The sequence below is a fragment of the Streptomyces solitudinis genome (assembly GCF_036323765.1).
Taxonomy (GTDB): domain Bacteria; phylum Actinomycetota; class Actinomycetes; order Streptomycetales; family Streptomycetaceae; genus Streptomyces.
Genome location: NZ_JAZDCW010000016.1, coordinates 1 through 12,578, shown reverse-complemented (window position 1 = coordinate 12,578; position 12,578 = coordinate 1). Strand labels below are relative to the sequence as shown.

The window sequence follows — 12,578 nt, the reverse complement described above, 5'->3', positions numbered from 1 at the left end:
TCAATGTGCTCGCTCCCCCATCAGACCGGCCGCGCCCTTGGCGAGCATCGCGTCCGCGAGTTCCCGGCCCAGGCGCGCGGCCTGCTCCAGCAGCTCGTCGGCGGATGCCGGTACGGGACCGGTGGCGGACAGCTGCACCAGCGTGGAGCCGTCGGTCGTGCCGACGACGCCGCGCAGGCGCATTTCGGTGACGCCCTGCCCGTCGGCAAGCAGGTCGGCGAGCGCCCCCACGGGTGCGCTGCAACCGGCCTCCAAGGCGGCGAGCAGGGTTCGCTCGGCGGTCACGGCGGCCCGCGTGTGCGGGTCGTCGAGCGCGGCGAGCTGTTCGGCGAGGTGCGCGTTAGCAGTCGCGCACTCCACGGCCAGCGCCCCCTGCCCGGGCGCGGGCAGGACGGCTTCCGGGTCCAGCAGCTCGCCGGCCTCGGCGAGGCGCCCGACGCGGGTCAGCCCGGCGGCGGCGAGCACGACGGCGTCGAGCTCGCCGGAGCGGACGAAACCGATCCGGGTGTCGACGTTGCCCCGGATGGGCACCGTCTCGACACGGCGGCCCAGCGACCGGGCCCAGGCGTTGAGCTGCGCCATGCGGCGCGGCGAACCGGTGCCGATGCGCACCGGGGCGTTACCCGTCCCGGCGTCCGCCCCGGCGGTGAGCTGGTCGAAGGTGAGCCCGTCGCGGGCGATGAGCGCGTCGCGCGGGTCCACGCGGCGCGGCACGGCCGCCAGCGTCAGCTCGGCGGGCTGGGCGGTGGGCAGGTCCTTCAGGGAGTGCACCGCGAAGTCGACCTCCCCGGCGAGGAGGGCGTCCCGCAGCGCGGAGACGAACACGCCGGTGCCGCCGATCTGCGCGAGGTGCTCCTTGGAGACGTCGCCGAACGTGGTGATCTCCACCAGCTCGACGGGCCGTCCGGTGACCCGGCTGACCTCCCGGGCCACCAGCCCGGACTGGGCCATGGCGAGTTTGCTGCGGCGGGTGCCCAGCCGCAGCGGGGGGCCGGTCTTCCGGGGGGCGTCGTCAGTGGGGGCGTGGCTCATGGCCGCTCCTGTTCGGCTTGCTGACAGCGGCGACCGTCTGGGGGTCGAGGTCGAAGAGTTCGCGCAGGGCGTCCGCGTAGCCCGCGCCGCCGGGTTCACCGGCGAGCTGTTTGACGCGCACGGTCGGCGCGTGCAGCAGCTTGTCGACGACGCGGCGCACGGTCTGGGTGATCTCCGCGCGTTCCCGCTCGTCGAGCTGGGGGAGCCGCCCCTCCAGGCGGGCCATCTCCCCGGCGACGACGTCGGAGGCCATGGTCCGCAGGGCGACCACCGTGGGGGTGATCGTCGCGGCCCGCTGGGCGGCGCCGAACGCGGCCACCTCGGCGGCGACGATGCCGCGCACGGCGTCCACGTCGGCGGCCATGGGGGCGTCGGCGGCGGCCTCGGCCAGCGACTCGATGTCCACCAGGTGCGCCCGCTCCACGCGGTGCACGGCGGCGTCCACGTCACGCGGCATGGCCAGGTCCAGCAGGGCCAGCGGGCGGTCCCGGCCGGCGACGGCGCCCGCGACGACGGCGCCGGAGAGCACGAGGCCGGTCGCGCCGGTGCAGGAGACGACGACGTCCGCCTCGGCGAGCCGGGCGGGGACCTCCGCCATGGGCACCGCCCGGCCGCCCAGCGACCCGGCGAGCCGTCCCGCACGCTCCAGGGTCCTGTTGGCGATCACCAGTTCGGTGACACCGGCGCGCGCCAGCGTGGTGGCGGCCAGCGCGGACATGGAGCCCGCGCCGATGACCAGCGCCCGCTTGTCCTTGGCCCAGCGCTCGACGTCCAGCCCCGCGTCCTCGGCGGCGGCGAGCTGTTCGAGACCGAAGGTGACGAGCGACTGCCCGGCCCGGTCGATGCCCGTCTCGCTGTGCGCGCGCTTGCCGACCCGCAGCGCCTGCTGGAACAGGTCGTTCAGCAGCCGCCCGGCGCTGTGCTGCTCCTGGGCGACGGCGAGGGCGTCCTTGATCTGGCCGAGGATCTGCCCCTCGCCCACGACCATCGAGTCCAGGCCGCAGGCCACCGAGAACAGGTGGTGGACGGCGCGGTCCTCGTAGTGGACGTACAGGTAGGGCGTCAGCTCCTCCAGCGCCACCCCGCTGTGGTGGGCCAGGAGCATGGACAGCTCGGCGACGCCGGCGTGGAACTTGTCCACGTCCGCGTACAGCTCGATGCGGTTGCAGGTGGACAGCGCCGCCGCCTCGGTGGCGGGTTCGGTGCCCACGACGTCCGTGAGCAGCGGCCCGCGCTCGGCGGGCGCGAGCGCGGCGCGCTCCAGGACGCTGACGGGGGCGCTGCGGTGGCTCAGGCCGACGACGAGGAGGCTCATGCGGGCATCACGGCGGGCACGTCGCCGTCGCCTCCCGTCTCGGAGCCGCCCGCACCGGCGGGGCGCTCGCCCCGGGCGGCGCCGCCGCGGCCGTCCGGCTCCGCGCCTGCGGCCGGGGCTGCGTCACCGCGGCCGGTGGCGGCGCGCCGCGTCACCGAGACGGCGGGCGGCGCGGCCGGGGGCGCGGTGTCCTGGCCGGGTTCGACCCCGTCCGCGCCGTCCAGTTCCCCGGCCTTGCGCTGCTCGTGGAAGGCGAGGATCTGGAGCTCTATCGACAGGTCGACCTTCCGCACGTCCACGCCGTCGGGCACGGACAGCACGGTGGGGGCGAAGTTGAGGATGGACGTCACCCCGGCGGCCACCAGCCGGTCGCACACCTGCTGGGCGGCGCCCGCGGGGGTGGCGATGACGCCGATGGAGACGCCGTTGTCGTCGATGATGCGCTCCAGCTCGTCGCTGTGCTGCACCTCGATGCCCGCGACGAGCTTGCCGGTCATCGCGGCGTCCGCGTCGATGAGCGAGGCCACCCGGAAGCCGCGCGAGGCGAACCCGCCGTAGTTGGCGAGCGCGGCGCCGAGGTTGCCGATGCCGACGATGACCACGGGCCAGTCCTGGGTCAGGCCCAGCTCGCGGGAGATCTGGTAGACGAGGTACTCCACGTCGTAGCCCACACCGCGGGTGCCGTAGGAGCCCAGGTAGGAGAAGTCCTTGCGGAGCTTGGCCGAGTTCACCCCGGCCGCGGTGGCCAGTTCCTCCGAGGAGACCGTGGGCACCGAGCGCTCGGAGAGCGCGGTGAGTGCCCGCAGGTACAGCGGAAGTCGGGCGACGGTAGCCTCGGGAATCCCTCGGCTGCGGGTCGCCGGTCGGTGGTTTCGGCCAGTTGCCACGGTGCTCCTGCCGGTTGCGCGAAGCGGTGAGCGGCCCACTGGGCCGGGCGCCCCGGTGCCGCTCCGTCCCCCACAGGCTATGCCTTTGTGAAAGCGTGCACAAAGATGGTGTCCGTTTTGTCCGGGCGAAGTGACCGGCGCCACACGCACCACTGAGGACACCGGGTCACTCTCCTCACGCATACGCGCCCCCCGGCGGCGAAACGGCCCCCGATCGTAAACCAGCCGCGCTCACCCGCCCAGTGCCGTGCGCAACCTCACCGGATCGACCCGCCAGAAGTCGTGCTGCGCGCCGTCGACCAGGACGACCGGGATCTGCTCCCAGTACCTGCGGTGCAGCTCGGCGTCGCGGGTGATGTCCCGCTCCTCCCACACCGCACCCACCTGGGCGCACACCTGCTCGACGACCGCACGGGCGTCGTCGCACAGGTGGCAGCCGGGCTTGCCGATGAGCGTCACGGTCGGTACGTGCCGCTCCTGCTGGTCCTCCCACCGGGTCTCCATACGGACCATTGTCCCGCCCGACGCGGCTCCGCCATCCCCGTGTAACCGGAGGAATCCGCCGGGCTGGCTATGCTCGCGGCATGGGCGCACTGGCATGGCTGACCCCACGGAAGCGCTCCGCGACGCCACAGAGCGTGCTCGCCGGCGAGGCGTCGGCGGAGGCGGCCCGCAAGACCGAACGGCCCGAACCGGAGTTCCCCGTCCTCGGCGACACCCGGGCGGCGGCCTTCTTCGACCTGGACAACACCGTGATGCAGGGCGCCGCCCTGTTCCACTTCGGGCGCGGCCTCTACAAGCGGCGGTTCTTCGACACCCGGGAACTGGCCCGCTTCGCCTGGCAGCAGACGTACTTCCGCGTCGCCGGGGCCGAGAACCCCGAGCACATGGCCGACGTGCGCAGCAGCGCCCTGTCCATCGTCGAGGGGCACCGGGTGGACGAGCTGATGGCCATCGGCGAGGAGATCTACGACGAGTACATGGCCGGGCGCATCTGGCCGGGCACCCGCGCCCTCGCGCAGGCCCACCTGGACGCGGGCCAGAAGGTGTGGCTGGTCACCGCCGCGCCGGTGGAGACGGCCACGATCATCGCGCAGCGCCTCGGTCTGACGGGCGCCCTCGGCACCGTCGCCGAGTCGGTCGGCGGCGTCTACACCGGACGGCTGGTCGGGGAGCCGCTGCACGGCCCGGCGAAGGCGGAGGCGGTGCGCGCCCTGGCCACCGCCGAGGAACTGGACCTGGAGCGGTGCGCCGCTTACAGCGACTCGGCCAACGACATCCCGATGCTCTCGCTCGTCGGCCACCCGTACGCGATCAACCCCGACCGCCGGCTGCGCGAGCACGCCAGGACCCACGGGTGGCGGCTGCGCGACTACCGCACCGGGCGCAAGGCCGCCAAGGTGGGCATCCCGGCCGCCGCCGGGGTGGGGGCCGTGGCCGGGGGCGCGGCGGCGGCCGCCGCCCTCCAGCGCCGCCGCCGCTGAGGCCCGGGGCCCCGGTCCGCACGGGTCACCGGGAGGCCGCTGAGAGGCCACAGCGGGGCTGCTGAGGGGGCGCAGCGGGGCCGCAGCGGGGCCGCCCGCAAACGCTCCCACCGGCGTTCCGCACATACCGCCGCGCCGCCGAGGCCGCATCCGGCGTTCCTACCCGGGGCGGGCGGAGGGTAGTCCACACGGTGCCCGCTCCGCCGAACTCGGCCCGAAATTGACCGCACGTTATGGCCAATCAGTCACCAGACGATCAATGTTCGAAAAGTGATCGACTGAAAATCAGCAAGAGACTGAACCAAAGCGATGTTTTCGACAACTAGGCGTAGCGCGGTCAGCACGAAGGGTTATTCTCCTCAGACGCAATCCGGGATCCGCACGTCCGTCCACCGGACGCTCGGTTCCGCACTGCACGTGATGGAAGCTCTGCCTCTGGGAGTCCCGTGTACCCACACGTCGGGGTTGACGCCTCGGGCCTGGCCAGGCTGCGCGCGACGGTCGCCGACCAGTTGCGCGCACTCGTCCCTGTCCCCACCGCCACCGCCCACGCCGTCCCGGCCTTCGCCGGAGCCGTCCCCGCCCGCCCCGCCTACGCCCTGGCCGACGGTGCCACCGGGGCCGCGCCCGCCACGGCGCTGGGCAGACGCAGCCGGACGGGCGCCGCCGGCACCTCCACCGCCCGCCGCCCGGCGGCGGACACCGACAGCCGCCGCATGATGGACCTGGTCGAACGCGCGCAGGACGGCGAGGCCGACGCCTTCGGCCTGCTCTACGACCAGTACGCGGACACCGTCTACCGCTACATCTACTACCGCGTCGGCGGCCGCGCCACGGCCGAGGACCTCACGAGTGAGACCTTCCTGCGCGCCCTGCGCCGCATCGGCACCTTCACCTGGCAGGGCCGTGACTTCGGCGCCTGGCTGGTGACGATCGCCCGCAACCTGGTGGCCGACCACTTCAAGTCCAGCCGCTTCCGGCTGGAGGTCACCACCGGGGAGATGCTCGACGCGAACGAGGTCGAGCGCAGCCCGGAGGACTCCGTCCTGGAGTCCCTGTCCAACGACGCCCTCCTGGACGCCGTCCGGCGGCTCAACCCGCAGCAGCAGGAGTGCGTGACGCTGCGCTTCCTCCAGGGCCTCTCGGTGGCGGAGACGGCCCGGATCATGGGCAAGAACGAGGGCGCGATCAAGACGCTCCAGTACCGCGCCGTGCGCACCCTCGCCCGGCTGCTCCCCGAAGACGTCCGCTGAGCGGACCCCGCGATGAGTCCTGCGTCACATCACCTCCCGTGCGTAACCCGGGTGCGCCGCCGCTCGTTGGGAGGTGTGCAGGCTCCCCGCGGCTCCGCACCGCCGCCCCCGGGTCACTCGAACGGGTGTAGCGGAGCGGGCCGCGCAACCGTCCGTACGGTCCCGGGAGTCCACCGTGCTGACGTAAGGAGGTGCCGCCCGTGATCGGCTCCGTATCGACGAACCGGCGGGCCAACGCCTTCGCCCAGGCCCTCGACGAGCGCGCCACGCCCGGAGCGGACGACGCCACCGGCACCGCCCCGCCCGGGGAGGACCCCGAGCAGGGGGTCATGCTGGCGCTGGCCGAAGGTCTGGGCGGGCTGCCCGCCCCCGAGCTGGACCCGGAGGTGAAAGCCGTCCAGCGGGCGCAGCTCATCGCCGCCATGGAGAACCAGTTCGCGGTCGGCGGCACCCCGGTCCCCGAGCAGCGCGGCCACTCCCGCAAGGGGGCCCACCGCGCCGCACCGCTCGGGCGGCTCCGCCCGCGCTCCCGGCTGAGCAAGGGGCTGGCGGCCGGGGGCCTCACGGTCGGTGTCGCGGCCGGCGCCTTCAGCGGCGTCGCCGCCGCGAGCACGGACGCGCTCCCGGGCGACACCCTCTACGGCCTCAAGCGCGGCATGGAGGACCTGAAGCTGGGCATGGCCGACGACGAGTCGGAACGCGGCCTGGTCCACCTCGACCACGCCTCGGTCCGGCTCAACGAGGTCCGCCGCCTCATGGAACGGGACCGCGCCGGGGCGCTGGACCACGAATCGCTGACCGAGGTCCGCAAGGCGCTCACCGCCATGCGCGTCAACGCCGCCGAGGGCCACCGGCTGCTGAGCCTGGTCTACGAGCGGGACGGGCAGCTCGCGCCCATCCGCTCCCTGTCGGCCTTCGCCGACTCCCATCGGACCACCTGGTCGCAGCTACGCAACCGGCTGCCCGTCCAGCTCGCGGACGTCGGGCAGGAGGTGACGTCCGTCTTCGACGCCATAAAGCAGGACGTCGAGCCGCTGGCACGGCTGGTGTCCGAGGACGAGGACGACAAGGGCGCGCCGGACCACCGCTCCCCCGGCGGGGACGGCAGCGGCGGCACCGGGCAGAAGCCCGGCAGCGCCCCCTCCGCCCCCGCCTCCGCCTCCGGTGACCGGCCCGCCGAGAACACCGGACCGTCCGAGACCGAACGCGAACCGAGCCCGTCGGAGTCCGGGCAGGGACGCAGCGATGAGCCCGAGGGCGGCCTCATCGGCAACCCGGGGCTGCTGAAACCGCCCGCGCGGGACGACGACAGTCCCGGCACCACCGCCCCTCCGCGCGCTCCCGACATCACCATCCCGCCGCTGCTCCCCGGCGGCCTCCCGGGCCTCGGCCTGGACGTCGGCGGGGACCGCTGAGCCCCACGGCGCGTCACCGCACAGCGCGTCACCGCACGGCCCGCGGTGACGCGCCGACGGCCCCGCTGCTCCCGGGAGCAGCGGGGCGCGGGCGCGCCGGGCCTAGAAGAACACCGAGCGACGCTGGACGAGCAGCTTGTACAGCGTGTGCTGGATCGTCTCCCGCACCTGATCGGTCAGGTTGAACATCAGCATCGGATCGTCCGCCGCCTCCGGCGCGTACCCGTCCGTCGGGATCGGCTCCCCGAACTGGATCGTCCACTTGGTCGGCAGCGGCACCGCGCCCAGCGGCCCGAGCCACGGGAACGTCGGAGTGAGGGGGAAGTACGGGAAGCCGAGGAGCCGGGCGAGCGTCTTCGCGTTGCCCAGCATCGGGTAGATCTCCTCCGCCCCCACGATCGAGCACGGCACGATCGGCGCCCCCGCCCGCAGCGCCGTCGAGACGAAGCCGCCACGTCCGAACCTCTGGAGCTTGTACCGGTCCGCGAAGGGCTTCCCGATGCCCTTGAACCCCTCCGGCATGACCCCCACCAGCTCGCCGCGTTCCAGCAGCCGCTGTGCGTCCTCGGCGCAGGCCAGCGTGTGCCCCGCCTTGCGGGCCAGCCCGTTGAGCACCGGCAGCATGAACACCAGATCGGCGGCGAGCAGCCGCAGGTGCCGGTCCGCCGGGTGGTGGTCGTGCACGGCCATCTGGAGCATGACCCCGTCCCAGGGCAGCGTCCCCGAGTGGTTGGCGACGATCAGCGCGCCACCCTCGTCCGGGAGGTTGCCGATGCCCCGCACCTCGACGCGGAAGTACTTCTCGAACAGCGGACGCACGACCGAGGCGAGCACCTGGTCCGTCAGCTCGGCGTCGTACCCGAAGTCGTCCACGGCGTACTCGCCGGTCAGCCGGCGGCGGAGGAAGGACAGCCCCTCGGCCGCGCGCCGGTCCCAGCCCGGCCCCAGCACCCGGTCCAGCAGGCCGCCCTCACCGTCCGTGCCGCCGCCGGAGTTGCCGTCCGAGCCGCCCGTGCCGTCCCGGTGCTCCGCCCGCCGCCCGGCACCGCCCTCCGCGCCGTCCGCGCCCTCCGGCCCGGCGGAGGGCGTCTCCTGGGTTCCGGGGGCCGCCTCCTGCTCCCCAGGACGCTCGCCGGGCCGCTGCGGCCCCCGCACCGGCGCCAGCCCGGACGCCGCCGGGCCGCGCTCACGCCGCCGGCCGCCCGCGCCGCGCCCGGCGCCCCGGCCCGCGCCACGCGGGCCGCCGGAGCCGCCGCGCGAGCGGTCGTCGTCGAAAGGGATGACCTTGGCGTCAGCCATGGCGTACGGCCTCCTGGAGGCGGTCGACGGCACGGGAGAGCGTCTCCGGGGGCAGCAGCCCCGGCCCCCGGCCGCGGGCGAAGTCGGCCAGGGCCCCGGCCGTGGTGTACCGGGGTGCGAATCCCAGGATGTCGCGCATCAGCGCCGTCTGCACCACCCTGCCGTGGGTCAGCAGCCGCACGTGCTCCGGTGAGAACTCCGTCACCCCGACGGCGCGCAGCGCGGCACCGGCCCGGCGCAGCGCCGGGCGCAGCAGGGGCAGTGTGGGACGGCCGAGGCGGCGCGCGCACTGGGACAGCAGCAGCACCCCGTCCCCCGCGACGTTGAACGTGCCCGCGGTGAACGCGCCCTGGCGCGGCTCCCCGGCGGCCAGCGCCAGCACGTCCAGCGCGTCGTCCTCGTGCAGGAACTGGAGCCGCGGGTCGTAGCCGAGGACGGTGGGCAGCACGGGCAGCCGGAAGTACTCCGAGACCGGCGAATCGGCGAGCGGCCCGAGCACGTCGGCGAAGCGCAGGACGGTGACGGCGATGTCCGGCCGCCGCCGGGCGAACCCCCGCACGTAGCCCTCGACCTCGACGGTGTCCTTGGCGAACCCGCCACCGGGCAGCGACTTCGGCACGGTCGTCTCGGTGAAGACGGCCGGATCGCGCGGGGCGCCCCCGTACACGTGCGTGCTGGACCTCACCACCAGGCGCCGCACGGACTGCGCCTTCTGGCAGGCCCCGAGCAGCTGCATGGTGCCGATGACGTTGGTCTCCTTGAGCGCGGCGCGGCTGCCGCGGCGGACGGGCGGCGTGCCGTTCACGTCCAGGTGGACGACGGTGTCGACCGCCCGCTCGATGATCACCTTGCCGATGGCCGGGCGACGTATGTCGGCCTGCACGAACTCCGCCGCGCCGAGCTGGTGCGCGGGCGGCACGGCGTCCACCGCGATGACCCGCTCGACGTCGGGTTCACGCTGCACCCGGCGCACGAAACGGCCGCCGAGCCGACGCGCGGCCCCGGTGACGAGAACGATCCTGCCCAATTGCCCTCCCTCGCCGCGGGCTACGCACCCCTCGCCACCGTATCGGGTGAGCGTTGCCGTGTCGTGACCCGCGCCGCCGGAGCCGGAGAACGCCGTGGCCCTCCCACCGGCGATGCGGTGGGAGGGCCACGGAGGGTTCGGTCCTAGGACCTGCGTGCTCGGCGCTCGCTCACTTCTTGTTGCGACGCTGCACACGCGTGCGCTTGAGCAGCTTGCGGTGCTTCTTCTTGGCCATCCGCTTGCGCCGCTTCTTGATAACAGAGCCCACGACTACCCTCGCTCACTTGAATCACTCGGTGCGGGGCGTCCGAGCCCACACGACCTACGTTGGCCCAGCCTACCCGCCGCCGGGTGGTGGTCGTAATCCGAGGGTGCGCGAGGGCGGTCCGTCAGGCGCTTTCCACCCCCACATACGACTGTTGGAGGTATTCGTGGACGGCGTTCTCGGGGACGCGGAAGGACCGGCCCACGCGAATGGCCGGCAGATGACCGCTGTGCACCAAGCGGTACACGGTCATCTTGGAGACCCGCATCACCGCGGCGACTTCCGCCACGGTCAGAAAGTTGACCTCGCTCAGAGACTTCTCGCCAGCAGCCATGTCACACCTGAACCTTTCGCACACGTCGGGCACCGGCTTCCCCTCCGGTGACTCCTGCTCGCATGCGCGTTCCTCCCCAGATTCGGGGCGGGTGATGCAAGTGGGGAAGAGGAGTAGCGATCGGCCTCCTACTGTGACAGACACGCCCGATTGAGTACATAGCGCGTGAGCATGCGGTAGGCGCCGGGCCGCAGAGCGTCATCGAGCGGAACCGCGAGGGACACCCGTCCCTCTGCCTGCCCGACGAACGCGGCCGGATCGTCCGCGTCGGCCGGGCCCATGGCGTCGAACCCCAGCTGACCTGCGCCGCAGAGCCACCCGTGATCCCCGATCACCAACGCGGGGAGCGGCCCGCCCGCCCCCGCCGCCGCCGCGAGCGCAACCCGAACCGGCAGCGGCGAGTGGGTGTGTGCGCCCGGCGCACCAGGGGCGCACGCGGCGCCCGCCTCACGGACCAGTGCGACCCCCCGTACGTAGGACATGGTGTACGGGCGTACGCCGAAACGCGTCGTCACCTCGATACACCGGCCGTACCCCGGCGTCAGCACGGGGCAGCCCGCAGCCGCGAGGGCCGCGGCCAGCCCGGCGTAGAAGGGCAGCAGCGACCGGGGGTGGCCCGTCCCGAACAGCACCGGGGCGCGGCGGGCGGCGGCCAGGGCCAGCCGGTCCGCGAACGCGTCCAGCGCGGAGACGGTCAGCGCGGGATCGATCGTCTCACGGCCGTCCCTCCGCCCCGGGTCCGGGCAGGCCCCGCACGCCCCGGCCATCAGGGCGAGCAACTGCGGGACGGACCACGGGTGTTCGGGTTCGAGACCGAGCAGGGCCCGCGGATCGCGGGCGGCGAACAGCCGGTGGCGCCGCAGGCTCCGCTCCCGCGTCGTGGCGACCGCGCCCGCCAGCCCGGCCGCGAGGAGGTGCGTCCGCAGGACGCTGGTGGTCAGCACACCGGGCATGGTCCCGCCCCGGCCCGGCCCCCCGGGGCCGGACGGCCCCCGCATCACCCCTACGGAGGCACCGCGCCGGTCACGGCAGCAGGCCGTGCGCCGGGAACACCGCCCGCCGCGTGGCGAGCACGGCCTGGTCGAGCGCGTCCGCCGGGTCGTAACCCTCCTGCCAGTCCCGCCACACCGGCTCCCGCCCGTCCGTCATCCGGCGCGGTCCCGGCTGCCTCGTCCGCGCGTACACCTGCTGCCGCCACTCCTCGGGCACCTCCGACGCGGGGTCGATGGGCGCCCCGGCCGCGATCGCCACGAGGTGCGTCCAGCTGCGGGGCACGACGTCGACCACCGCGTAGCCGCCACCGCCGAGCGCCAGCCAGCGGCCGTCCGCGTAGGCGTGCGCCCAGTCGTGCAGGGCCGAGGCTGCCGCGCGCTGCGCGTCGACCGTCACCGCGAGGTGGGCGAGCGGGTCCTCGATGTGGGTGTCGGCGCCGTGCTGGGTGACCAGGACGTCCGGCTGGAAGGCGTCCAGCAGCTCCGGCACGGACGCGTGCAGCGCCCGCAGCCAGCCGCCGTCGCCGGTTCCGGGCGGCAGCGCCACGTTCACCGCGCCGCCCTCGGCGTCCGGCCCGCCCGTCTCCTCCGCCCACCCGGTGCCGGGGAACAGGGTCCGGGGGTGCTCGTGCAGGGAGATCGTCAGCACCCGGGGATCGTTCCAGAACACCGCCTGCACGCCGTCGCCGTGGTGGACGTCCACGTCCACGTAGGCCACGCGTGCGGCACCCAGCTCCAGGAACCGGGCGATGGCGAGAGCGGCGTCGTTGTAGACGCAGAACCCGGCCGCCGAGCCGGGCATCGCGTGGTGCAGGCCGCCCGCGAAGTTCACGGCGTGCAGCGCGTCACCGCGCCACACCGCCTCGGCGGCCCCCATGGACTGGCCGGCGATGAGGGCCGACGCCTCGTGCATCCCGGCGAAGGCCGGATCGTCCTCGGTGCCGAGCCCGTAGGAACCGTCGGCGCTCGACGGATCGGCCGACACCCTCCGGACGGCCGCCACGTAGTCGGCGTGGTGGACGAGCCCGAGGGAGGACGCCCCCGCGGCCTTCGCCGCGACCACCTCCGCTCGCCGGTCCAGCCCGAAGGACTCCACCAGCCGCATCGTCAGGGCCAGCCGGACCGGGTCCATCGGGTGCCCGGCGCCGAAGTCGTAGCCGGTCACCGCCTCGTCCCACATCACACGCGCACCGCCGCTCATACGGCCACCGTACCGATAATCGGGGACAACAAAAAAGAGCTGTGGCCCGTACCACAAGGGTACGGGCCACAGCT

The 12,578-nt window shown here is 74.0% G+C and carries 13 protein-coding genes; 3 read left to right on the top strand and 10 right to left on the bottom strand.

The window, feature by feature from the left end; genetic code table 11:
• The 4 genes from hemC to V1J52_RS25540 all read right to left on the bottom strand — a co-directional run bounded on the left by hemC (window position 1) and on the right by V1J52_RS25540 (window position 3,738).
• The gene (gene hemC / locus V1J52_RS25555) at window positions 1–1,032 is read right to left on the bottom strand and encodes a hydroxymethylbilane synthase (protein ID WP_330142340.1); all 1,032 of its coding nucleotides are present in this window, start codon (window positions 1,030–1,032) and stop codon (window positions 1–3) included.
• A complete protein-coding gene (locus V1J52_RS25550) occupies window positions 1,013–2,347 on the bottom strand; it encodes a glutamyl-tRNA reductase (RefSeq protein WP_330142339.1) in 1,335 nt (444 codons plus the stop codon). The genes hemC and V1J52_RS25550 overlap by 20 nt, the downstream gene beginning before the upstream one ends.
• Window positions 2,344–3,234 (bottom strand): redox-sensing transcriptional repressor Rex, encoded by an 891-nt coding sequence (locus V1J52_RS25545; RefSeq protein WP_330142338.1) that lies wholly within the window; start codon window positions 3,232–3,234, stop codon window positions 2,344–2,346. Before V1J52_RS25545 ends, V1J52_RS25550 begins: the two co-directional genes overlap by 4 nt.
• 231 nt (window positions 3,235–3,465) lie before the next feature.
• On the bottom strand, window positions 3,466–3,738 hold the full coding sequence (locus V1J52_RS25540; protein ID WP_330142337.1) for a glutaredoxin family protein: 273 nt from the start codon (window positions 3,736–3,738) through the stop codon (window positions 3,466–3,468).
• 80 nt (window positions 3,739–3,818) lie between these two features.
• On the opposite strand from V1J52_RS25540, the gene V1J52_RS25535 reads away from it, so the two are divergent.
• From V1J52_RS25535 to V1J52_RS25525, 3 genes are all read left to right on the top strand, one after another.
• Entirely contained in the window at window positions 3,819–4,718 is a 900-nt protein-coding gene (locus tag V1J52_RS25535) for an HAD family hydrolase (RefSeq protein WP_330142336.1), read from the top strand.
• 446 nt (window positions 4,719–5,164) lie between these two features.
• Window positions 5,165–5,971, top strand: coding sequence for an ECF subfamily RNA polymerase sigma factor, BldN family (locus tag V1J52_RS25530; protein ID WP_330142335.1), 807 nt, complete (start codon window positions 5,165–5,167; stop codon window positions 5,969–5,971).
• Window positions 5,972–6,171: 200 nt separating this feature from the next.
• On the top strand, window positions 6,172–7,386 hold the full coding sequence (locus V1J52_RS25525; protein ID WP_330142334.1) for a DUF5667 domain-containing protein: 1,215 nt from the start codon (window positions 6,172–6,174) through the stop codon (window positions 7,384–7,386).
• Window positions 7,387–7,488: 102 nt separating this feature from the next.
• On the opposite strand, the gene V1J52_RS25520 is transcribed toward V1J52_RS25525, so the two are convergent.
• The 6 genes from V1J52_RS25520 to V1J52_RS25495 form a co-directional block, all read right to left on the bottom strand.
• Entirely contained in the window at window positions 7,489–8,685 is a 1,197-nt protein-coding gene (locus tag V1J52_RS25520; protein WP_330142333.1) for a lysophospholipid acyltransferase family protein, read from the bottom strand.
• Window positions 8,678–9,712: an NAD-dependent epimerase/dehydratase family protein gene (locus tag V1J52_RS25515; RefSeq protein WP_330142332.1), complete on the bottom strand. Its 1,035-nt coding sequence runs from the start codon at window positions 9,710–9,712 to the stop codon at window positions 8,678–8,680. Before V1J52_RS25515 ends, V1J52_RS25520 begins: the two co-directional genes overlap by 8 nt.
• 169 nt (window positions 9,713–9,881) lie before the next feature.
• Complete coding sequence (locus V1J52_RS25510; protein WP_003948845.1) at window positions 9,882–9,980, bottom strand: 30S ribosomal protein bS22; 99 nt, start codon at window positions 9,978–9,980, stop codon at window positions 9,882–9,884.
• 121 nt (window positions 9,981–10,101) lie between these two features.
• Window positions 10,102–10,311 carry a helix-turn-helix domain-containing protein gene (locus V1J52_RS25505; RefSeq protein ID WP_330142331.1) on the bottom strand — a complete coding sequence of 70 codons (210 nt, stop codon included), beginning with the start codon at window positions 10,309–10,311 and terminating at the stop codon, window positions 10,102–10,104.
• Window positions 10,312–10,439: 128 nt separating this feature from the next.
• Window positions 10,440–11,255 (bottom strand): phosphatase, encoded by an 816-nt coding sequence (locus tag V1J52_RS25500; protein ID WP_330142330.1) that lies wholly within the window; start codon window positions 11,253–11,255, stop codon window positions 10,440–10,442.
• A 79-nt stretch (window positions 11,256–11,334) separates the two neighbouring features.
• Complete coding sequence (locus V1J52_RS25495; RefSeq protein WP_330142329.1) at window positions 11,335–12,504, bottom strand: acetoin utilization protein AcuC; 1,170 nt, start codon at window positions 12,502–12,504, stop codon at window positions 11,335–11,337.
• Window positions 12,505–12,578 lie beyond the last annotated feature (74 nt).

What these genes read in the sequence shown, in the direction of transcription:
- hemC (WP_330142340.1), bottom strand. Translation starts at nt 1,032, where the DNA reads ATGAGCCACGCCCCCACTGACGACGCCCCCCGGAAGACCGGCCCCCCG.
- V1J52_RS25550 (WP_330142339.1), bottom strand. Translation starts at nt 2,347, where the DNA reads ATGAGCCTCCTCGTCGTCGGCCTGAGCCACCGCAGCGCCCCCGTCAGC.
- V1J52_RS25540 (WP_330142337.1), bottom strand. Translation starts at nt 3,738, where the DNA reads ATGGAGACCCGGTGGGAGGACCAGCAGGAGCGGCACGTACCGACCGTG.
- V1J52_RS25535 (WP_330142336.1), top strand. Translation starts at nt 3,819, where the DNA reads ATGGGCGCACTGGCATGGCTGACCCCACGGAAGCGCTCCGCGACGCCA.
- V1J52_RS25520 (WP_330142333.1), bottom strand. Translation starts at nt 8,685, where the DNA reads ATGGCTGACGCCAAGGTCATCCCTTTCGACGACGACCGCTCGCGCGGC.
- V1J52_RS25505 (WP_330142331.1), bottom strand. Translation starts at nt 10,311, where the DNA reads ATGGCTGCTGGCGAGAAGTCTCTGAGCGAGGTCAACTTTCTGACCGTG.
- V1J52_RS25495 (WP_330142329.1), bottom strand. Translation starts at nt 12,504, where the DNA reads ATGAGCGGCGGTGCGCGTGTGATGTGGGACGAGGCGGTGACCGGCTAC.